This is a genomic window from Streptomyces sp. NPDC059895, assembly GCF_042731035.1.
In the GTDB taxonomy this organism is placed as follows: domain Bacteria; phylum Actinomycetota; class Actinomycetes; order Streptomycetales; family Streptomycetaceae; genus Streptomyces.
Window position 1 is genome coordinate 13,996 of record NZ_JBHWKO010000003.1, and the last position, 21,412, is coordinate 35,407.

16 protein-coding genes are annotated in these 21,412 nt (G+C 73.9%); 7 read left to right on the forward strand and 9 right to left on the reverse strand.

What is annotated here, in order from left to right:
* The first annotated feature begins 48 nt into the window (after window positions 1-48).
* The 5 genes from ACFV9M_RS04040 to ACFV9M_RS04060 all read left to right on the forward strand — a co-directional run bounded on the left by ACFV9M_RS04040 (window position 49) and on the right by ACFV9M_RS04060 (window position 8,550).
* Window positions 49-1,374 carry a hypothetical protein gene (locus tag ACFV9M_RS04040; RefSeq protein ID WP_385068001.1) on the forward strand — a complete coding sequence of 442 codons (1,326 nt, stop codon included), beginning with the start codon at window positions 49-51 and terminating at the stop codon, window positions 1,372-1,374.
* Complete coding sequence (locus tag ACFV9M_RS04045) at window positions 1,371-3,935, forward strand: tetratricopeptide repeat protein (RefSeq protein ID WP_385068003.1); 2,565 nt, start codon at window positions 1,371-1,373, stop codon at window positions 3,933-3,935. Before ACFV9M_RS04040 ends, ACFV9M_RS04045 begins: the two co-directional genes overlap by 4 nt.
* Before the next feature lie 3 nt (window positions 3,936-3,938).
* Window positions 3,939-5,309, forward strand: coding sequence for a PP2C family serine/threonine-protein phosphatase (locus tag ACFV9M_RS04050; RefSeq protein ID WP_385068006.1), 1,371 nt, complete (start codon window positions 3,939-3,941; stop codon window positions 5,307-5,309).
* Between the two features lie 118 nt (window positions 5,310-5,427).
* On the forward strand, window positions 5,428-6,774 hold the full coding sequence (locus tag ACFV9M_RS04055; RefSeq protein ID WP_385068008.1) for a VWA domain-containing protein: 1,347 nt from the start codon (window positions 5,428-5,430) through the stop codon (window positions 6,772-6,774).
* 60 nt (window positions 6,775-6,834) lie between these two features.
* Window positions 6,835-8,550 (forward strand): FHA domain-containing protein, encoded by a 1,716-nt coding sequence (locus ACFV9M_RS04060; RefSeq protein WP_385068011.1) that lies wholly within the window; start codon window positions 6,835-6,837, stop codon window positions 8,548-8,550.
* Window positions 8,551-8,580: 30 nt separating this feature from the next.
* Here ACFV9M_RS04060 and ACFV9M_RS04065 read toward each other — a convergent pair whose 3' ends face one another.
* On the reverse strand, window positions 8,581-9,570 hold the full coding sequence (locus ACFV9M_RS04065) for a methyltransferase domain-containing protein (RefSeq protein ID WP_385068014.1): 990 nt from the start codon (window positions 9,568-9,570) through the stop codon (window positions 8,581-8,583).
* Between the two features lie 143 nt (window positions 9,571-9,713).
* Between ACFV9M_RS04065 and ACFV9M_RS04070 the strand changes: the two genes are divergently transcribed.
* Window positions 9,714-10,118: a globin gene (locus ACFV9M_RS04070; protein ID WP_385068017.1), complete on the forward strand. Its 405-nt coding sequence runs from the start codon at window positions 9,714-9,716 to the stop codon at window positions 10,116-10,118.
* A gap of 60 nt (window positions 10,119-10,178) precedes the next feature.
* Here the strand turns inward: ACFV9M_RS04070 and ACFV9M_RS04075 are convergent, their stop codons facing one another.
* The 3 genes from ACFV9M_RS04075 to ettA are packed head-to-tail and all read right to left on the reverse strand — an operon-like array spanning window position 10,179 to window position 12,994.
* On the reverse strand, window positions 10,179-10,919 hold the full coding sequence (locus tag ACFV9M_RS04075; protein WP_385068019.1) for a hypothetical protein: 741 nt from the start codon (window positions 10,917-10,919) through the stop codon (window positions 10,179-10,181).
* The gene (locus ACFV9M_RS04080; RefSeq protein WP_385068022.1) at window positions 10,916-11,323 is read right to left on the reverse strand and encodes an acyl-CoA thioesterase; all 408 of its coding nucleotides are present in this window, start codon (window positions 11,321-11,323) and stop codon (window positions 10,916-10,918) included. Before ACFV9M_RS04080 ends, ACFV9M_RS04075 begins: the two co-directional genes overlap by 4 nt.
* A 6-nt stretch (window positions 11,324-11,329) precedes the next feature.
* Window positions 11,330-12,994 carry an energy-dependent translational throttle protein EttA gene (gene ettA / locus ACFV9M_RS04085; RefSeq protein ID WP_385068024.1) on the reverse strand — a complete coding sequence of 555 codons (1,665 nt, stop codon included), beginning with the start codon at window positions 12,992-12,994 and terminating at the stop codon, window positions 11,330-11,332.
* A gap of 410 nt (window positions 12,995-13,404) precedes the next feature.
* On the opposite strand from ettA, the gene ACFV9M_RS04090 reads away from it, so the two are divergent.
* On the forward strand, window positions 13,405-13,728 hold the full coding sequence (locus ACFV9M_RS04090) for an ArsR/SmtB family transcription factor (RefSeq protein ID WP_385068025.1): 324 nt from the start codon (window positions 13,405-13,407) through the stop codon (window positions 13,726-13,728).
* Window positions 13,729-14,028: 300 nt separating this feature from the next.
* On the opposite strand, the gene ACFV9M_RS04095 is transcribed toward ACFV9M_RS04090, so the two are convergent.
* The 5 genes from ACFV9M_RS04095 to ACFV9M_RS04115 form a co-directional block, all read right to left on the reverse strand.
* The gene (locus tag ACFV9M_RS04095; protein WP_385068028.1) at window positions 14,029-15,441 is read right to left on the reverse strand and encodes a TQXA domain-containing protein; all 1,413 of its coding nucleotides are present in this window, start codon (window positions 15,439-15,441) and stop codon (window positions 14,029-14,031) included.
* A gap of 299 nt (window positions 15,442-15,740) precedes the next feature.
* Window positions 15,741-16,220 carry a single-stranded DNA-binding protein gene (locus ACFV9M_RS04100; protein ID WP_385068031.1) on the reverse strand — a complete coding sequence of 160 codons (480 nt, stop codon included), beginning with the start codon at window positions 16,218-16,220 and terminating at the stop codon, window positions 15,741-15,743.
* A 183-nt stretch (window positions 16,221-16,403) separates the two neighbouring features.
* Window positions 16,404-16,607 carry a hypothetical protein gene (locus ACFV9M_RS04105; RefSeq protein WP_385068034.1) on the reverse strand — a complete coding sequence of 68 codons (204 nt, stop codon included), beginning with the start codon at window positions 16,605-16,607 and terminating at the stop codon, window positions 16,404-16,406.
* On the reverse strand, window positions 16,604-18,889 hold the full coding sequence (locus ACFV9M_RS04110) for a GTPase (RefSeq protein WP_385068167.1): 2,286 nt from the start codon (window positions 18,887-18,889) through the stop codon (window positions 16,604-16,606). Before ACFV9M_RS04110 ends, ACFV9M_RS04105 begins: the two co-directional genes overlap by 4 nt.
* 780 nt (window positions 18,890-19,669) lie before the next feature.
* Window positions 19,670-21,277, reverse strand: a complete 1,608-nt coding sequence (locus ACFV9M_RS04115) for a dynamin family protein (protein WP_385068035.1) — start codon at window positions 21,275-21,277, stop codon at window positions 19,670-19,672.
* Between the last annotated feature and the right edge of the window lie 135 nt (window positions 21,278-21,412).

The following is a 21,412-nucleotide window of genomic DNA, read 5'->3' on the forward strand; positions in this document are numbered from 1 at the left end:
CAGGCAGCGGGCCGAGCGGACAACCGACACAGCAGCGAGAGGTGATCGATGGGCGTCACGGGACCCCCCCGGCCGGTGATGGACCGGGACGAGGTGGACCGTGCGCTGGCGCGGCTCGGCCAGGAGCACGAGGCGATCGAGACCTCGCTCCTCGCCCTCCAGGACCACGCCGGCCGCAGACTCCTCGAGGGGGCCCGGCTCACCGGCGTCACCGAAGAACGCTGGGCGGACACGGAGGCGTCGATCACGCTGCTGTGGGCGTACTTCGACGCGTACTCCGACGCGTTGCGCGCCGCCCGGGAGATCCGCTCGCGCCGCCGCTGGTCCAGCCGTGAGGACCTGGTGGAACTGACCGAGCTGCTGCGCGGAGCGTCGGTCACCGTGGCCGGCGCGGCCCTCGCGAACGCGCCCACCCCGCACGGCACCGGCCGGCTCAGCCAGAGCTTCTCGCTGACCGGGCTCGTCGACCGGATGAACGAGCTGTACGCCTCGTCGCTGGACATGGTCGTCGCCGCCGACGCGGTGTGGTCGGCGCTGCCCGCCCGGATCGACCTGCTGGCCGCGGAGCTCCAGCGCACCCGGCAGCTCGCGCACTCCGTGGGCGTCCGCCCGGGCGAGCACCCGGCCGGTGACGACCTGGAGCGCATCACGCACACGCTGACCCGGCTGCGCGAGCAGGTCGTCTCCGACCCGCTGGCGTTCTGGGTGCGCGCGCGGGGCAGTTCGGCGCCGGGCGGCGGGCGGCCCGACACCACGGTCTACGACCGTGAGGCGCGCGCCCTGGAGGACGTGCGCCGGGAGATCGACGCGGTACTGACGGTCCGTCAGGACGCGGAGAAGCGGCTGGTGCGGCTGCGGGACGTGCTCAGCCGCGCCGACCGCACCCTGGCCGAGGCGCGGGCCGCGCGCGGCGAGGTGCTGGCGAAGATCGCCGCGACGGAGGTGCCGGTGGTCGGCGGACCGCCGACCGTCCTTCAGGAACAGCTGGCGACCGCCGCCGAGTACCGCAGGCAGGCCCAGTGGCACCGCCTGTCCCCGCTGCTGGAGTCGCTGGAGCAGCAGGCGGAGGACGAACTGCTGCGCGCCCGCGAGTCGTTGACCGAGGTCACCGCGCCGCTCGCGGTCCGCGCGGAGCTGCGCGGCCGTCTCGACGCGTACAAGGCGAAGGTCGCCCGGCACGGCCTGGCGGAGGACCCGTTCCTCGTCGAGCGGTACGACGCGGCCCGCCGCATGCTGTGGAGCGCGCCCTGCGACCTGCGCGTCGCCGAGCAGGCCGTCCTGCGCTACCAGCGGGTGGCCGCCGAACTGCTCGCCGCCCCGCGCGCGGCGGAACGGGGCGGACCCGAGGACCACAGGGGGGAGCAGGGGTCATGAGTCAGGCAGGGCAGACATGCCAGCGGCCGGGCTGCGACGGGTCGTACGAGGACGTGGGCGGCGGTGAGCTGTACTGCGACACCTGCGGTCTCGCCCCGGTCGTCGCCGCGAACGGACTGGTCGGCTCGCCGCCCACCGGGGTGACCCCCGGCGGCGCGGGCCCGTCGGGCAGCGGCGGCTCGCGCCCCAGCGCGCGCAGCGCCCACAGCGCCCGCAGTTCGCGTACGTCCTCGCAGTCGTCGAGGTCGCGCCGCTCGGTGTCCGGACGGCTCTCGCGGTCGCTGTCCGGCAGGCCGACGGGACGCTCGGTGTCGGTGCGCAGCTCCGGTTCGGCGGCCGGCTCCTCCGGGCGGGCCCGGCTGGGCGTGGGGCTGGTGTCGGTGCCGCAGGTGCCGAGGCCCGACCCGCGCGCGATGGTCCTGGAGAACCCCGAGGTGCCCGAGCGCAAGCGGTTCTGCTCGCGCTCGGACTGCGGCGCCCCGGTGGGCCGCGCGCGCGGGGACCGGCCCGGGCGCACGGAGGGTTTCTGCACCAAGTGCGGCCACCCGTACTCGTTCGTCCCGAAGCTGAAGTCCGGGGACGTGGTGCACGGCCAGTACGAGGTCGCGGGCTGTCTGGCCCATGGCGGCCTCGGCTGGGTCTACCTGGCCGTGGACCGGGCGGTGTCGGACCGCTGGGTGGTGCTGAAGGGCCTGCTGGACACCGGCGACCAGGACGCGATGGCCGCCGCGATCTCCGAACGGCGCTTCCTCGCCGAGATCGAGCACGCCAACATCGTGCGGATCTACAACTTCGTCGAACACCTCGACCAGCGCACCGGTTCGCTCGACGGCTACATCGTCATGGAGTACGTCGGCGGCAAGTCCCTCAAGGAGATCGCCAACGCCCGCCGCACCCCGGACGGCCGGCGGGACCCGCTGCCCGTGGAGCAGGCGTGCGCCTACGGCATCGAGGCCCTGGAGGCCCTCGGGCACCTGCACAGCCGCAACCTGCTGTACTGCGACTTCAAGGTCGACAACGCGATCCAGACCGAGGACCAGCTCAAGCTGATCGACATGGGCGCGGTGCGCCGGCTGGACGACGAGGAGTCGGCCATCTACGGCACGATCGGCTACCAGGCCCCGGAGGTCGCCGACGTCGGCCCGTCGGTCGCCAGCGACCTGTACACGGTCGGCCGCACCCTCGCCGTCCTGACCTTCGACTTCCAGGGCTACACGACCGTCTTCGTCGACTCGCTGCCCGACCCCGACACCATCGAGGTCTTCCGCCGGTACGAGTCCTTCTACCGGCTGCTGGTCCGGGCCACCGACCCCGACCCGGCCCGCCGGTTCGGCTCCGCGCAGGAGATGGCGGAGCAGCTGACGGGCGTGCTGCGCGAGGTCGTCTCCCTCCAGAGCGGGCGGGCGCGGCCCGCGCTGTCGACGCTGTTCGGGCCGGAGGTCAAGGTCACCGACCGGGAGCTGTTCCCCCGGCTGGACGGGGAGGTGTCCCGGCTGGGCGCCCGGAGGGCCCCCGCACGCCGGGCGGCCACCGGCCCTGCGGCCCTCCCGGCCGCCCCCGCGCCGGGCCGTCCCACGCCGACGCTCGCCACCCTTCCCGCACAGGTTCCCGCCGCCCCCGGTCTCGTCCGGCCCGTCGACGCCCCCGCCGCCTCCCTCGCGCTGCCCGCCCCGCTCGTCGACGCGGGCGACCCCAACGCGGGGTTCCTCGCCGGTCTGTCCGCCTCCGCCCCGGCCGAGCTGCTCACGGCCCTGGCCGCCGCGCCGGCGCCGTCCGTCGAGACCCGGCTGCGCCAGGTCCGCGCCCGGCTGGAGAACGGCGATGCCGGTGCCGCCCTCAGAACCCTGACCGAGCTGGAGGACGAACGGCCCGACGACTGGCGGGTGGTGTGGTACCGGGGCCTGGCCTCGCTGGTCACCGGCGACCACGAGATCGCCGCGCTCGCCTTCGACGCGATCTACGACGCCTTCCCGGGCGAGCCCGCGCCCAAGCTGGCGCTCGGCGTGTGCGCCGAGGTGCTGGGCCAGTTGGACAACGCCGCCGAGTACTACCGGCTGGTGTGGTCGACCGACCCGAGCTATGTGAGCGCCGCGTTCGGCCTGGCCCGCGTCCGGCTCGCGGCCGGCGACCGGGCGAGCGCCGTACGGACGCTGGAGTCGGTGCCGGAGTCCTCCATCCACTACACGGCCGCCCGGGTCGCGGCCGTCCGCGCCCGGCTCCGGCAGCGGACGGCGGCCGCCGCCGACGTACCCTTCCTGGAGGACCTCACCGCCGCGGCGGCGCAGGTCGAGGCGCTGGACGCGTACGGTCTGGACCCGACGCGGCGCGAGCAGTTGTCCGCGGAGGTGCTCGGCAGTGCCCTGGACTGGATACTCTCCGGTGGCCAGGGCGCCGGCCCCGGCCACCGGCGGGTGCTGCTCGGCAGTGACCTGGACGAGCGGGGGCTCCGCTTCGGCCTGGAGCGCTCGTACCGCACGCTGGCCCGGCTGGCGACCGGCGGTGAGGAGAGGATCGACCTGGTGGAACGTGCCAATCGTTACCGCCCCCGGACGTGGGTGTAGTTGATGTCCCAGATGCCCCGGCAGGCAGCCCTGCCGACCTGCCCGAGCTGCGCGGAGCCGCTCGACGCGGGTGACCGTTTCTGCGGAGCGTGCGGATACGACCTGTCCGCCGTGCCGCCCCGCCCGGACGACAGCCCGACCCTCATGATGAACGCGCCGGAACCCGGCGGGGCATCCGACGGGGGAGCCTCTGGTGCGCCCGGTGCTTCCGGTGCTTCCGGTACTTCCGGCGCTTCCGGCGTTGTCGGTGCTGTCGGTGCTGTCGGAGCTCACGGCTCGCCCGGCGCACCGCTCCCGCCTCCCGCCGCACCTGCGGCACCCGCCGCGCCCGGGGCACCCTCCGTGCCGGGCGTGCCCGCGGCCGGTGTCCGTTTCGACCGGCCCCCGGAGCCCGAGGAGTACCCGCTCCAGGCGCCCGACCCCCGGGTGGCCGCCGAGGCCGCGGCGGTGGCCGGGAGCGGCAAGGTGTGCGTGGCCTGCCGCGCGGGCCGGGTCGACGACGACGGCTACTGCGAGAACTGCGGGCACGCCCAGCCGCGTGAACGCGACCACATGGAGCAGGAGTCGGGCCCCGTCGCCGCCGTCAGCGACCGCGGTCTGCGCCACCACCGCAACGAGGACGCGTTCGGCGTCGGCCAGACCGCGCTGCCCGACGGCACCCCCGCGTCCGTGGCGATCGTCTGCGACGGCGTGTCCTCCGCGACCCGCCCGGACGACGCCTCCCTCGCCGCGTCCCGGGCGGCGAGCCGGTCGCTGCTGACGGCCCTGCCACAGGGCACGCACCCGCAGCAGGCCATGCACGACGCGATCGTCGCCGCCTCGCACGCGGTCAACGCCCTCGCCGAGGAACCCGCCACGGCCCGCGAGCACGCCCCGCACCAGAACGCCCCCGCCTGCACCCTCGTCGGCGCGGTCGTCACCGCCGGCCTGCTGGTCGTCGGCTGGGTCGGCGACAGCCGCGTCTACTGGGTCCCGGCGGACCGCGGCGCGCCTCCGGCCCGGCTCACCGAGGACGACTCCTGGGCCGCCCAGATGGTCGCCGCGGGCCTGATGAACGAGGCGGAGGCCTACGCCGACGACCGCGCCCACGCGATCACCGGCTGGCTCGGCGCCGACGCCTACGAACTGGAGCCGCACACCGCGTCCTTCAAGCCGGACCGCCCCGGCGTGGTCGTCGTGTGCACCGACGGACTGTGGAACTACGCCGAGGCGGCCCAGGAGATGGCCGAGGCACTCCCGCCGGACGCCGCCGTACGGCCGCTGCACGCCGCCCGGGTACTCGTCGGACACGCCCTCGACGGCGGCGGGCACGACAACGTAACGGTGGCCGTACTGCCGTTCCCCGCCCCCGCGCAGGGGGCAGGATCGGCCTGAGGCCACGCACAGCGCTTCGCACACGCCGCACACGGGGAAGCAGCGGCGGACCGGAGGGGACCGGTCCGTCCACCGTCATCGCCCCACGGCCGTGGGGACTAGGGGGATGTGAGTAGGCATGGCCAATTTCTCGAAGTCGAACGTGCCGCAGTTCTCGGTCGACGTCTACCAGAACGAGTACCTGCCCGAGGGCGGCCGCGAGGTCAACGCGATCGTCACGGTCACCGCGACCGGCGGCGGCACGGTCGGCAGCGCCGTCGCGGCACCGCACCTCTACGCGCCGGGCCGGGGCCCGTCCGCCGCCGTGGCCGTCATGGTCGACTGCTCCGGCTCGATGGACTACCCGCCCACCAAGATGCGCAACGCCCGTGACGCCACGGCCGCCGCCGTCGACACCCTCCGCGACGGCGTGCACTTCGCGGTGATCGGCGGCACGCACGTGGCCACGGAGGTCTACCCGGGCGGCGGGCGCCTCGCGGTCGCCGACGCCACCACCCGCGAACAGGCCAAGCAGGCCCTGCGCCGGCTCAGCGCGAGCGGCGGCACCGCGATCGGGACCTGGCTGCGCCTGGCCGACCGGCTGCTGTCCTCGGCCGACGTCGCCATCCGGCACGGCATCCTGCTCACCGACGGCCGCAACGAACACGAGGCACCGCAGGACCTCAAGGCCACCCTTGACTCCTGCGCCGGGCGTTTCACCTGTGACGCCCGGGGCGTGGGCACCGACTGGGAAGTGAAAGAAGTCACAGGGATCGCCTCGGCCCTGCTCGGTACCGCCGACATCGTCGCCGATCCGGCCGGCCTCGCCGCCGACTTCACGCGGATGATGGAGACGGCGATGGGCAAGGAGGTCGCGGACGTCGCCCTGCGGCTGTGGACCCCGGTCGGCACCACCGTGAGGTTCGTCAAGCAAGTCGCCCCCACGGTGGAGGAGTTGACCGACCGGCGCACCGAGTCCGGCCCGCGCTCCGGCGACTACCCCACCGGCTCGTGGGGCGACGAGTCGCGCGACTACCACGTGTGCGTCGAGGTCCCCGCCGCCCACCTCGGGCAGGAGATGCTGGCCGCCCGGGTGTCGCTGGTGGTGCCCCAGCCCGACGGCACGGTGCGGAACCTGGGCGCCCAGGGCCTCGTACGGGCCGTGTGGACGGACGACGTGGCCGCCTCCACCTCGATCAACCCGCAGGTCGCGCACTACACCGGGCAGGCCGAGCTGGCACGGGTCATCCAGCAGGGGCTGGACCTTCGCAAAGCGGGCGATATGGATGGAGCAACGGCCAAACTGGGCCGGGCCGTTCAGCTCGCCAGTGTCTCGGGCAACGCGGATACCGCGAAACTGCTTGCGAAGGTGGTGGACGTCGTCGACGCCACGACAGGTACTGTGCGACTGAAGGCGAAGGTCGCCGAGGCCGACGAGATGACCCTCGAGACCCGGTCCACAAAGACTGTTCGTGTAAAGAAGTGACCCAGCAGCACCCGCCGCAGCACCCTGGTGGGACACGGAAGGAAAGGGGGACGCGCCGACATGCCGACCTGCCCGAACGGACACCAGTCGGGTTCCGACGACTGGTGCGAGGTCTGCGGTCACCGCATGGCCGGTGCCGTACCGCCGCCCCCTCCCCCGCCGCCCCCGCCGCCCCCGGCCGGTGGCGGATACGGCTTCCCGCCGCCCCCGCCGGGCGGACCCGGCGGTCCCGGCGGCCGTCCCGACGGCCGTCACCTGTCCTCCGTACCGAACGCCGAGCCGGAGCTCTGCCCGCAGTGCCGTACGCCCCGTGAGGGCGGTGCGCCGTTCTGCGAGGAGTGCCGGTGGAACTTCCTGACCAACACGGCGACCTCGTACACCCCTGCCGCCCCGCGCACGCCGGCGCCCTCGGGGCCGGGCGGGGGCCCCGGTGGTCCCGGTGGTCCGGGCGCGGGTCCCGGTGGTCCGGGCATGGGTCCCGGTGGTCCGGGCATGGGTCCGGGTGCCGGTCCGGGCGGTCCCGGTGCCGGTCCGGGCGGGCCGGGTGGGCCGGGTGGGCCGGGTGGGCCGGGTGCGCGGTTCCAGCCGCCGCCGTCGTTCGGTGGCAGCGACTCCTTCGAGTACCAGAGTTCCCGTCCGTCCCAGGTGAACCGTCCCGCCGAGCCGATCCCGCCGGGCCCGCCCTTCGGCGGCGAGCCGTCGCGGCCCGTCGGCCCGGCCGGCGGCGGCCGACAGCCGTTCGGACACGAGCCGGGCGGTCCGGGCGGTCCGGGCGGTCCCGGTGCCCCGGGCGGTCAGCAGCCGTTCGGGCGGGAACCGGGTGGTCCCGAAGGTCCCGCCGGTGGTCCGCAGGGTGCGCCCGGCGACCCCTTCGGACGCGGTCCGGCCTCCGGGCCGTCCGCGGACCCGTTCGGACGGGAGCCCTCGGGCCCGTCCGGGGACCCCTTCCGGCGCGAGCCGTCCGGACGGCACCCCGCGTCGCCCTACGGACACGAGCCCACCGGACCCGGCGGCCCGGGCGGTCCCGGTGCGCCCGCCGGACCCTCGGGCTTCGGCGGCGACCCCGCACGGCCGGTCCCGCCGCCCGGCGGACCCGGTGGCACCGCGCCCGGCGCTCCGCAGGCCTTCCAGCCGTCCGGTCCGCAGGCCCCGCCCGGATTCCCGCAGGAGACCGGCCGCCCGCAGCCGGGCGGACCCTTCGGCGGTGACGACGACTGGGTGATCTCCCCTCCGTCCCACAACGCCCCCGGCGGCCCGGGCGGTCCCGGCCCCGGCGGTCCCGGTGGCGCCCAGGGCGGTGGCTACGGCTACCCGCAGCCCGGTGGCACCCAGGCGCCGCCCCCGCCCGGACTGGCGTTCCCGCAGCAGCCGGCCACCTGGACGGCGACGATAGGGCCGGACCGCGAGTACTTCATGGCGATGATGCAGCGCTCCGGCCCCGAGGCCGCGGGGCTGAACCTGCCCGCGTACTCGCCGGAGCAGCAGCGCGCGCTCGCCGGCAACCAGATCACCATCGGCCGCCGCCGCCACTCCACCGGTGAGACCCCCGACATCGACCTGTCGGTGCCGCCGGAGGACCCCGGCGTCTCCCATCAGCACGCGGTGCTGGTGCAGCAGCCGGACGGGAACTGGGCGGTCGTCGACCAGAACTCGACGAACGGCACCACGGTCAACGGCTCGGAGGAACCGATCCAGCCCTTCGTACCCGTACCGCTCCAGGACGGCGACCGGGTCCACGTCGGCGCCTGGACGACGATCACGATCCGCCGCGGCTGACAGGACTGAGGACGGGCCGGGTGCCCGTCCTCAGTCCTGACCCGGCAGGGGCCAGGCGTACGGCCCCTCCGGGTCGTCCAGCCACGCCCACGCGTGCTCGCCGCCGACGGTGATGCCGTACCGCTCCCGTCCGGGCCTGCCCTCGCGCTCCCACAGCGCGTACGCCTCCTGCGGATCGAGGGTGGCCCGGGTCAGGGCCAGCAGGAACTGGAACAGATCGCTCCCCCTGGCCGGCTGCGGTACCCCGCCGAGCGCCACCGGCTCCGGCCGGTGCCGCTCCGCGCCGCGCAACGGCACGAAGAAGGCCGGGGTGTGCAGGAAGTTCCCCTCCGCGTATGCCGCGTCCCGCACCGTCAGCGCGACCAGCCCGGTCGCCATCGGCGTCAGGATCAGGGCGCCCGGCCGGCACTGGGCGAGCCAGGCGCGCGGGACGGAGGGCAGCTGGCAGGTGGCGATGATCCGGTCGAAGGGCGCCCGCTCCGGGACGCCCCACGCCCCGTCCGCGGTGACGACGGCCGGGTGGTAGCCGGCGGCGGCGAGATGCCGCCGGGCCGACTCGGTGATCTCCGGATCGAGGTCCACCGTGGTGACCTGCTCGTCCCCCAGCCGGTACGACAGCAGCGCCGCGTTGTAGCCGGTGCCGGCGCCGATCTCCAGCACCCGGTGCCCTTCCTCCACCCGCAGCTCGGCCAGCATCAGGGCCATCAGCGAGGGCTGGCTGCTGGAGGTGAGCAGCTCGCCGTCGCGCAGCCGGGTCGCCAGCGGGGCGTCCTCGTAGGCGCCGGTCACCCAGCGTTCCCGCACGCGCGCATCGGGGCTCTCCCCCCAGCGCCGCTCGTAGCCGCCGGCTCCGCCCGCGTAGTAGTACGGCACGAAGAGGTGGCGCGGGACGGCGGCGAAGGCCTGTTTCCACGCCGGATCGGCGACGAAGGCCCCGCTCGCCTCGATCTCCCGCACCAGCGTCGCCCGCGCCGAGGCGGCGAGCTGCTCGAGGTCCTTGTCGACTGCGCGCGTACCCATGCCTCCACTGTGCGGCGCGACACGGCCGGAGGCGAGCGCCCCCCGAGCTCCCGGGAGGGCCCCAGGGGCGGGACCCGTCCACGGTCCGGACCGGAGGTCCTAAGCCTGCGGTCCTCGGTCCGCGGGTCTGAGAGCATGGGGATGTGAAAGAGATTCGGCGCGGCACGCTTCAGGAGCAGACCTTCTACGAGCAGGTCGGCGGGGAGGAGACCTTCCGTCGGCTCGTCCACCGTTTCTACCAGGGAGTCGCCGAGGACCCGGTCCTGCGGCCCATGTACCCCGAGGAGGACCTGGGCCCGGCCGAGGAGCGCATGCTGCTCTTCATGATCCAGTACTGGGGCGGTCCGACGACGTACAGCGACCGGCGCGGCCACCCCCGGCTGCGGATGCGGCACGCCCCCTTCGTCGTGGACCGGGCGGCGCACGACGCCTGGCTGCGGCACATGCGGGACGCGGTCGACGGGCTCGGCCTCTCCGAGGAGCACGAGGAGACGCTGTGGCGGTACCTGACGTACGCGGCGGCCTCGATGGTGAACACCCCCGACTGAACCTCCCAGCGCTCCCGGCGCTCCCAGCGCTCCCGGCGCTCCCAGCGCTCCCGGCCGCTCTCAGCGGACGCTGAGGTCCAGCCCGCCGAGGCCCGACCGCCGTACGGCGACCGATCCGTACGGGGTCCGCAGCCGCAGCCACGCCCCGGAGGAGAACAGCCCGGCGTACGGAGCGGCCTGCGGGTCGGTCCGCCGTTGGACGTGCCGTTCGGCCTGCCGGTCGCTCTCCTGGGGAGCGGTGGCGGTCGGGCGCAGGAAGCCCAGGGACTGGGCGGCGTGGACGGCCCGCACGGGCAGGCCGGTGCCGCCGACCGTCCGGGACCAGATCTCCCGCCCGATGCGGTCGAGTTCGGCGCGGTTGCGCCGCTCGGGCGCCAGCTCCTCGGTACGGCGCCGGAACTCGGCGACCGCGGCACCGACCATCGTGCGCAGCTCGTCCGGTGCGGGCAGCCCCGGCTCCGGCCGCCAGCCGCCGCGCGGCGGCAGCACTCCGGCCCAGGGCGGCCCGGTGACCGCGGCGGGCACGACGGCCGTCACCGCCGTCTCGTCCACGCTCTCCAGCAGCTCACCGGCGGACACGGTCACGTCCAGCGAGACGTCCAGCCCGCTCTCGTACGGCTTGGCCAGCCGCACCGCCCGGACCGCCAGGACCTCGAAGGACGGCGGCCGTCCGAAGACGGCCAGCGCGGTACCGGCCGCCTGCAGCCGGACCGCCGCTCCACGGTCGTAGCGGAGCAGCCGGGAGAGGAAGGCCGCGAGATCCGCCGCCTCCCCCTCGTCGGCCAGGTGGAGCACCGTCATGCGGCGACGGCCTCCTTGTCGTCCCGGTACTCCTCGAGGAAGGCGCGCTCCTCGCCGGTGATCCGACGGGGCCGCTGCGCCTCGAAGTCGAACGGCACTATCACCGTCGACGCGCGGACGTAGACCTGGTCGCCGTCCTTCACCTCGTAGGCGATGGTGAAGGACGCGGCCCGTACCTCCGTGACCCACAGCTCGATGTCCACGGGCGAGTGCCGGTGGACGAGCTGCCGCTTGTAGTCGATCTCGTGGCGCGCCACCACGGACCCCTGCTGGAAGTCCTTTTCCGGGCGGAACAGGAAGTCGATGCGCGCCTCCTCCAGGTAGCGGAGGAAGACCACGTTGTTGACGTGGCCGTACGCGTCCATGTCCGCCCAGCGCAGCGGGCAGCGGTAGATGTGCCGCAAGCTCGATCAGCCCCGGGTGAGCTTCTTGTAGGTGGCGCGGTGCGGACGCGCCGCGTCCGGCCCGAGCCGCTCGATCTTGTTCTTCTCGTACGACTCGAAGTTGCCCTCGAACCAGAACCACTTGGAGTCACCCTCGTAGGCGAGGATGTGGGTCGCGACCCGGTCGAGGAACCACCGGTCGTGGGAGACGACCACGGCGCAGCCCGGGAACTCCAGCAGCGCGTTCTCCAGGCTGCTGAGGGTCTCGACGTCCAGGTCGTTGGTCGGCTCGTCGAGGAGCAGCAGGTTGCCGCCCTGCTTGAGGGTGAGCGCGAGGTTCAGCCGGTTGCGCTCACCGCCGGAGAGGATGCCGGCCGGCTTCTGCTGGTCGGGGCCCTTGAACCCGAAGGCGGAGACGTACGCCCGGGACGGCATCTCGACCTGGCCCACGTTGATGTAGTCCAGCTCGTCGCTGACGACGGCCCACAGGGTCTTCTTCGGGTCGATGTTCTCGCGGCTCTGGTCGACGTACGAGATCTTGACGGTCTCGCCGACCTTGATGTCGCCGGAGTCGGGCGTCTCCAGCCCCTGGATCATCTTGAAGAGGGTGGTCTTGCCGGCGCCGTTCGGACCGATGACGCCGACGATGCCGTTGCGCGGCAGCGTGAAGCTGAGGTCGTCGATCAGGACCTTCTCGCCGAAGGCCTTGTTGAGGGCGCTGACCTCGACGACGACGCTGCCCAGGCGCGGACCCGGCGGGATCTGGATCTCCTCGAAGTCCAGCTTCCGCATCTTCTCCGCCTCGGCGGCCATCTCCTCGTACCGGGCCAGACGCGCCTTGGACTTGGCCTGCCGCCCCTTGGCGTTCGACCGCACCCACTCGAGCTCTTCCTTGAGCCGCTTCTGGCGCTTGGCGTCCTTCTGGCCCTCGACCTTGAGACGGGTGGCCTTGGTCTCCAGGTACGTGGAGTAGTTGCCCTCGTACGGGTAGGCGCGGCCGCGGTCGAGCTCCAGGATCCACTCGGCGACGTTGTCCAGGAAGTACCGGTCGTGGGTGATCGCCACGACGGTGCCCGGGTACTTGGCGAGGTGCTGCTCCAGCCAGTTCACCGACTCCGCGTCGAGGTGGTTGGTGGGCTCGTCGAGGAGCAGCAGGTCGGGCTGCTCCAGCAGCAGCTTGCAGAGCGCGACGCGGCGCTTCTCGCCACCGGAGAGGTTGATGACGGGCCAGTCGCCGGGCGGGCAGCCCAGGGCGTCCATGGCCTGCTCCAGCTGCGCGTCGAGGTCCCACGCGTTCGCGTGGTCGAGCTCCTCCTGGAGCTTGCCCATCTCGTCGAGCAGGGCGTCGGAGTAGTCGGTGGCCATCAGCTCGGCGATCTCGTTGAACCGGTCGAGCTTGCCCTTGATCTCGGCGACACCCTCCTGGACGTTCTCCAGGACGGTCTTCTCCTCGTTGAGCGGAGGCTCCTGGAGCAGGATCCCCACGCTGTAACCGGGCGAGAGGAACGCGTCGCCGTTCGACGGCTGCTCGATCCCGGCCATGATCTTCAGAACGGTCGACTTACCGGCACCGTTCGGGCCGACCACACCGATCTTCGCGCCGGGCAGGAAGTTCAGCGAGACGTCGTCAAGGATGACCTTGTCGCCGTGTGCCTTGCGCGTCTTGCGCATGGTGTAGATGTACTCAGCCAAGAGAAACCGTCCGGCAGCTTGAAATACGGCAGTGGGCAGATACACCCCATCTTGCCGGACGGCCACCCCTGGGGGGAAACCCGTCTGGCCGGGGGGCTGCGACCTGGGGGTTCGCCGTAGACGGCTGCGGCCCGTCCGTCACTGCCGGTCGCCGCCGAGTGGCCTCGGGCGGCCCAGGGACGGCCCAGGCACCTGTCCGCCGCTGCGGCCAGGTGCCGTGCCGATCACAAGATGATGAAGGGGGAGTGCTCGGCGAGCAGGAGCTTGCGCAGTGTCGAGCGGAGACGCGACAGGACTCGGCGCCGGGACGGCACAGGTGTGGGCATGACTCCTCCACGGGTAAGGTACGGCTTTCGGCGTACCTCAACGAAAGGTACGCCACCAGGCGTACCTTGTCGAGAGGGGGAGTGATGGCGCGCGACGAGCTGCCGCACCCCGGTGTGGACGATCTGGAAATCGGGCCGATCCTGCTGGCGCTCGCCGATGACAACCGACGAAAGGTCATCGCCGAACTCGCCGCACGGCCGGAAGAGGAGCGACTCTGCTCCTCCTTCGAGCTGCCGGTCGGCAAGTCGAGCCGCACCCACCACTGGCGGGTCCTTCGCGAGGCCGGTCTGGTCTACCAGCGCGACGCGGGGAACAGGCTGTACATGCGCCTCCGCAAGGAGGACCTGGACCGCCGGTTTCCCGGCCTCATCGAGGCTGTTGTCGGTGCGGGTCGGCAGCGCCCGTGACGCTGCCGCGGAGGACGCGGTCGGCGGAACGGCTTCGCGCCGCGGAAGCGCTTGACCGACTCACGGCTCACCCACATCGAGGCCGACCTGGCCCGCGGGCAGTACATCGACCCGCGCGCGGCCCGGGGACGGCCGGAGGACGGCCGGAGGACGGCCGGAGGACGGCCGGAGGACGGCCGGAGGACGGCCGGAGGACGGCCGGAGGACGGCCGGAGGACGGCCGGGGGATGGTTCAGGGACGGCCGGGGGACGGCGGCCCGGGGACTCCCCCGGGGCCGGTCGCCCGAGGCACCGGGGTCGTCACTCGCCCACCGGGGTGTCCTTGCGGCCCAGCAGCAGGAGTACCGCTCCGCCGATGACGACCAGGCCGATCGCCGTGCCGGCGATGAGGGGGGTGGCGTGGGAGCTGCCGGTTTCGGCGAGGTTGGTGTCCGTGGGGGTGGTGCCGCCGACCGTGGCGGGGCTGGGTTCGGCGACGGTCTGGGTGGTGAGGGCGGTCTCCTCGGCCTGGGTCCTGCAGTCGAGGACGCCGGTGAAGCGGGTGGCGATGCCCTGGGGGCCGTCGATCGTGAAGTCGTAGGCCTGGTCCTCCTGGAGGGGGATGGTCACCGTCTGGGACGTGCCGGCCGGGATGCTGTGCTGGGAGCCCAGGAGGTCGAAGGTGAACGCTTCGTCGCCCTGGTTGGCGGCGGTGATGTCCACACCGTTGCGGGTGCAGTCCTCCGCCGCGGACAGGGCCGGTACGGCGCCCTTCGCCGCCCAGGTCGCGGATGCGGTCGCCGAGACGGTGGACTCGCTGGAACCGGCGAGGATCTGGGTCTGGCTGCGGCTGTCGGAGGTGAAGGCCCGGCCGACGGGGACGGTGGTCGAGGCCTGGACGGTCAGCGCGGCCGATCCGGCGGCGGCGTCGGCGGGCACGTCGAAGAACAGCTGGGTGCCGTCCGCGGCGGACGTGACGTCCTCGCCGTCCTGGCCGACGATCCGCACCCCGCTGGTGGCGGCGTCCGGCGGGGGCGTGACGGTGACCGCGGTCGCGTCGGTGCGCACCGTCACGGGGCCGAGCAGTTCACCCGGGCGTCCGGAGACCGCCGAACCGTCGAGGGTGAGCGAGGCCTCGGGTTCCGCCACGTTCCGGGCGGCCTTCTGGAGGTAGTCCGCGAGCCGCTCGGCCTGCGGGTCGACGGCGTCGACGTCGGCGCCGTCGGAGTAGCGCCAGATGGCCACCTGGGTCCCGGCCGCCGCGTCCTGCTCGGTGAGGCCGCCGTCGACGCCGGCCTTCTCGGCGAGGGTGGCGAGGTCGTTGACCTGCGGGTATGAGTTCTGCAGGATCCAGCGGATCCGGCCCGCGTCCTCGTTGACGCCCAGCGAGGTCCCGCTCCAGGGCGTCTCGTGGTACTGGGCGTCCTTCTGCGTGGGGTTGTAGAGGTCGACGCAGTAGGTCTGCAGGGTGCCGCCGCCGTCGACGGACATCTCGAACAGGCCCGCGGAGACCTCCTGGTCCCCGCCGTCGTCGTGGATCACGGCCGCGCCGTACGTCTTGAGGCCCCCTATGGTCGCCGTTGCTCCGCTTCGGCTCTGCGCCGTCTCCTCGGCGACGGCCGTGCCCGCTGCGGCGACGACGGCGGTGACGACGAGTCCGGACACCAGCGTCCCGGCGGCGAGGCGGACCGCGCCCCGCCCGCGCGTGAACGGCGCGGAGAACGAAGAAATCACGTAATTCCCCTTCGAGCGGGACCCATTGACGTGGGGGGTACGGTCCCACCTGCAGAATCAGAAGCCCCGAGAGCCACGTGCGGCATCCTAGAGACGCGACGCAGCCCCCTTCCCGGTGAGGTCGGCGGAGGGGCGATCCGAATCGGAATCGTTATCCCCAAGATCGTTCACAGGCCGGGCTTATCGACAAATCCACTGGATCTTTCCGGTGGATCCGCCGATAAGCCGCCATCACCTCACCAGAGGACTTCGCCTGACATCACGTCACCGGAGGTCAGCGGCTTTGACGTCACCGGCCGTCAACCCACCGCCACCGGTTCCCGTCGCTGCGAGGTCTCCCGCTCCGGGGTGTCGCCGGCCGGTGCCGGTGTCTCCCAGGCGGGTTCGGGTTGCGGTGGCGAGCCGGCCGCCGCCGGCTCGGCGCGGCCCGTGCGGCGGAAGGCCGATGTGCCCCGCGCGAGATCGTGGCCGATCGCCACGGCGTCGATGTCGGCCGAGGTCCAGCTCTGCCCCTCGCGCGTCTCGGTGCGCACCTTCAGCCGGCCCTGCACCATCACCGGGTCGCCCACGTTCAGGGACGCCATCGCGTTCGCGGCGAGCTGGCGGTTGGCCCACACCGTGAAGAAGTTGGTGTGTCCGTCGGTCCAGGTGCTCTTCTCGCGGTCCCAGTAGCGCGCGGTCACCGCCAGCCGGAACCTCACCGACCCGCCCGCCGACAGCTCCCGGTAGACCGGCTGCGTCGCCACGTTCCCCACCGCGCACACCATCGTCTCGTTCATCGTCGCGAACCCCTCCCTCGCCCGGACGCTCACCCGGGCGGATACGCGTACGGGCCCGTCCCGTACGGCTGCGTCTGGCACGGCGGCCGCCGCGTCCGCCGCGATCGCCGTGCCATCAGACTGCCGCCGCCGGGCCGGGCCCGCCGAGCGCTGTGGACCACCCCGGGGTTGTGGAGAACCCCATCACCCGGACGAGGGATCACCTCTCCGGGATCCGGGGGTCTCCTCCGCTCCCCCGTCTTCCTCGCTTTCCTCGCTTTCCTCGCTTTCCTCGGCTTCCTCGCTTTCCTCGCTTTCCTCGGCTTCCTCGGCTTCCTCGCTTTCCTCGGCCTCCTCGGCCTGCTCGGCTTCCTCGGCCTGCTCGGCTCCGGCGGGGCGCCGCATCACCTCGCCACGGCCTCCACCCCCGTGACCCGCCCGTACTGCTCCCGCACCTCCCGGTACCGCAACAGCTCCGCGGCCACGGGATCCAGGACCCGTGCCCGGCCGCACCCGGCGGCCGTCTCCCGCAGGCGCCGTTCCGCGTCCTGTCCGTACCGGCGGGCCGGGCCGCGGGCCGCCATCCGGCAGCCCCACTCGACGAGCGGGCCGCCGACGATGCCGGCCACCATGAGCAGCACCGGCACGCCCAGGTTCGGTGACACGAGGCCGGCGATCTGGCAGACCAGCCACAGACCGCCGACCACCTGGAGGATCGTCATCGCGGCCTGCGTCAGAACGGCCATCGGCCACCAGCCCGGGCGCGGCGGCCGCCCCGGGGGCAGCCCGGCCCGCAGGGCCAGTTCGTCCAGCGCCTCGGGCAGCCCCTGGGCGCCCCGTACGGCCGCCTCCTTCACGGCCTGGGCCCAGGGTGCGGGCAGCCCCACCGAGGCCCGCTCGGACACCGTGCGCACCGCCTGCTCGACGCGCTGGCGGGCCGTGACCTCCTCGTCGGCCTGCGCACGGGCCGGCAGCGGGCCGGTGGCAGGGTCGCTCCGGCCCTGGCACCACCGCCACAGCCGCAGCCACGGCGTCCCGCACGCGCGGTTGGCGTTGCGCAGCCAGGCGCGTTCGGCGGCCTCCCCCGCGGCGGTGGCGCCCACCGCGTCCGCGAGCCGGGCGGCGAACTCCTCGCGCGCCTCCTCGCTCAGCCCCGTGCGCCGTCCCGTGGCGTAGACGGGCCGCAGCCGCCGCGCGGCGGCGTCCACGTCGGCCGAGATGCGCCGCGCCGGAGCGCCTCGTTCCGCGACGAACTGCCCGAGGAGCTCCCTGAGTTCCCCGACGCCGTCCCCGGTGAGCGCGGACAGCGCGAGCACGGTCGCGCCCGGTTCGCCGTACTCGCCGAGGGCGATGCCGTCCTCGTCGAGCAGCCGCCGCAGGTCGTCGAGGACCATCTCGGCGGCCTCACCGGGCAGCCGGTCGACCTGGTTGAGGACGATGAACATGATCTCGGCGTGGCCCGCCAGCGGACGCAGGTACCGCTCGTGCAGGACGGCGTCGGCGTACTTCTCCGGGTCGACGACCCAGATGACGGCGTCGACGAGGGCCAGGACGCGGTCGACCTGCTCGCGGTGCTGCACGGCCGCCGAGTCGTGGTCGGGCAGGTCGATCAGGACGAGCCCGCGCAGCTGGGCCTCCGCGTCCGCGCTCTGCACCGGGCGCCGGCGCAGCCGGCCGGGGATGCCCAGCCGGTCGATGAGACTGCCCGCGCCGTCGCTCCAGCTGCACGCGATCGGCGCGGCCGTCGTCGGCCGGCGGACGCCGGTGTCCGAGATGGTCACCCCGGCGAGGGCGTTGAACAGCTGGGACTTGCCGCTGCCGGTGGCGCCCGCGATGGCGACGACGGTGTGCTGCCCGGAGAGCCTGCGCCGCGCCTGCGCCTCGTCCAGGACGCGGCCGGCCTCGGCGAGCGTGCGGTTGTCGAGCCGGGCCCGGGAGAGCCCCACGAGTTCGCGCAGCGCGTCGAGGCGGGAGCGCAGGGGGCCGTCGTAGGCGAGCGGGGGGACGGTCTGGGAGCCGCCGGTGCGGATCTCCATGGCGGGGGGCTGTTCGGCGGTCTCGTTCACGCGGCGGGCGATGAGACCGTCGTCCCAGGGGCCGGTGTCGGCGGGGTCCGGGGCTGCGGCGGGAGCGTGGCCGTTGTTGTCGTCCCGTCCACGAGGACGGCGGTCGTCCTCACGCCCACGCGCGTGACCGTCCTTCCTCCCCCCACGCGCACGCCGCTCGCCCTCACGTGCGCGCACGGGGGCGTCGTCCGGTCGGGGACGGAGGGGGGCGCGGGCGGGGGCACGGTCGGCGGCCCTGTCGGCGGTGCGGTCGGGGGTGCGGTCGCCGGCACGGTCGGCGGTGCGGGCGGGGGCACGGTCGGCGGCCCGGTCGCCGGCACGGTCGGCGGCACAGTCGGGGGCGCGGTCCGGGGCCCGGTCGCCGGCACGGTCGGCGGCGCGGTCCGGGGCACGGCCGTCACCGTCCTGCCCGCGTGCCCGGTCGTCGTCCTGTCGTCCGCGTGCTCGGACCTCGTCCCGCTGTCCGCGGGTCCGGGCGTCGCCGAGCGGTCCGCGCGTGCGGTTGTCGCCGAGCGGTCCGTTCGCGCGGTTGTCGCCGAGCGGTCCGTTCGCGCGGTCCTCGTCCTTCCGTACGCGGCCCTCGTCCTTCCGCGCGTCCGTGTGCTCCTTCTCGCCCAGCGGCACGCGCGCGTGCGGCGCTTCCCCGCGGCCTGGGGCGCGCTCGGCCTTCCAGCGCGCGGGGGGATGCTCAGCCTCCCCGCTTCCCGGGGCGCGCTCAGCCTCTCCGCGCCCGCGGGCACGCTCGGCCTCCACTCGCCCGACGGCGCGTTCGACGTCCGCCGCGTCCCCGACGTCCTTGGCGCCTCCGGCGTCCCCGGCATCCCCGCCGTTCCCTCCGTTCCCGCCCTCCTCGGCTCGCTCGGCGCGCGGTACCCCGGCCTCCCCTGCCACCCCGGTCACCTCGACGCCCGCCTCGCCTGCGTCCGCCTCGCCCGCGTCCCCCTTAGCCGCATCCGCCCTGCCCGCGTCCCCCTTGTCCACGTCCCTCATGGCCCCGTTCACCCCGTCCGTGTCCGCCGCCTTCTCCGCGCCCGCGCGGCGCGCTTCCCCGGCGTCCGGCCCGGTCCCGGTGTGCTCCGCCGGGCGTCTGTCCGCGGCGTTCCCACCGGTGCTGCCGTCTCTTTCCTCCCGGGCGCCCGCCTGGGACGGCGCCTCGTCGGCGACGGCCGGACCACCGGTGTGGCTGGAGGGGAGGGAGGGACCGCAGAGCTGGCCCGCGAGACCGGCACGGCCGGCATGGCCCGCGTGAGGTGGACGCGGATCCGAGTGGTCGGAGGAATCGGAGTGATCGGGGTGATCGGCGTGGCCCGAGTGATCCGAGTGATCCGAGTGATGAGGGTATTCAGGGTGATCGGGGTGATCGGGGTGATCCGTGTGGTCGTGATCCGTGACGGCCGTCACCGGTCACCTCTCCTTCTGCAGTACGGACAGCGCGGCAATGAGCTCGGCCTGGGGTTCGGCATGGACGTCGAGCCCGTCGAGCGGGGCGAGCCGGCGCTCGCGTTCGGCGTGCACCACCCGGTCCAGGTGCTCGGCGAGCAGCCGCCCGCCCCGGTCGCGCAGCCGCAGCGCGCCGTGGGCTCCGAGGCGTTCGGCGAGCTGCTCGCCCGCCGAGCGCGCCCTGCGGCCGCCCAGCAGGGCGGTGGCGACGAGGGCGGCGACCAGTTCGGGGTCGGGCGCGGTCCCGCGCTCCAGCTCGCGCACCTCGTCCTCGGCGTACTCCTCCAACTCGCGCCGCCAGCGCCGTACGGCCATGCCGATGCGGTGTTCGGCGGTGTCCGGGGAGGGATCGCGGTCCAGGAGGTCGGGTGCGTCCGCGGCGGGTTCGAGGCGCCAGGCCTCGTCGATGCGTTCGTCGGCCGCGGTGACCGCGCACAGCAGGAGCGCGGCCAGGCTCCCCACCAAGGCGTCGAGGAGTTCCCGCGCGGTGCAGTCGAGCGGGAAGGCCCGCCAGCGCTTCAGGGCGTCCCCGGCGAGCACGGCGCCGCTCTGCAACCGTCCGCGCACGCGCGCGTACTCGCTGTCGTACGCCGCGTCGACGGCGGAGGTGAGCCGCAGTGCGGCCGCGTACTGCGCGGCGGCGGCGCCGGCCAGTTCGGGCATGCGGGACTTCAGGGAGTCCAGGACGCCGTGGACCGTGCGGGCCATCGCCTGCCTGCGGGCGGCGGGGTCCTCCGCGTGCTGGACCAGCCAGGCCCGCAGCGGGGCCACGGCGGTCGCCGGGAGCAGTCCTCCGCCCCAGGCGGACTCGGGCAGTTCGGGCACGGTGAAACGCGGTACGTCGCCCAGCCCCGCCTTGGTGAGCAGGGCGCCGTACTGCCGGGACACCTCGGAGACGACCTGGTGGGGCACGCGGTCCAGGACGGTGACGAGGGTCGCCCGGTACTCCTTGGCGGTGCGCAGGAGGTGCCAGGGGACGGCGTCGGCGTACCGCGCGGCCGTGGTGACCATCACCCAGATGTCGGCGGCGCAGATCAGTTCGGCGGCGAGGAAGCGGTTGTCGGCGACGAGGGAGTCGACGTCGGGGGCGTCGAGGAGGGCGAGGCCGGGCGGGAGGGTCTCGGCGGTCTCGATGCGCAGCACGCGTCTGCCGTCCCCGCCGGGCAGCAACAGTTCGTCCGTCGTCTCCCGGTGGGGGACCCACACGCGCGCGAGGTCGGGCAGCACCCGCATGCCGCTGAACCAGTGATGGTCCTCCGGGTGGCACACCAGCACCGGGGTGCGTGTCGTCGGCCGCAGCACGCCCGCCTCACTGACGCGCCGTCCCACGAGGGAGTTGACGAGCGTCGACTTCCCGGCGCCGGTGGAACCGCCCACCACGGCCAGCAGGGGCGCTTCGGGCTGCCTGAGCCGGGGCACCAGGTAGTCGTCGAGCTGGGCGAGCAGTTCGTCGCGGTTGGCACGCGCGCGTGGAGCCCCCGCCAGGGGCAGCGGGAAGCGTGCGGCGGCGACACGGTCGCGCAGGGCGGAGAGTGCGTCGAGCAGCTGAGGCCGTACGTCCAAGGTCACCACATGCGAAGAATGCCCAATTTCGGGGGATTTATGAAGCATATGAGCATGCCTGCGCGCCGATAGGACACAAGGGACGGAAGGGGCGACCGGGACACAGGCACAGCCCAGGCATAACGAGTGCACAACACCCGGGGC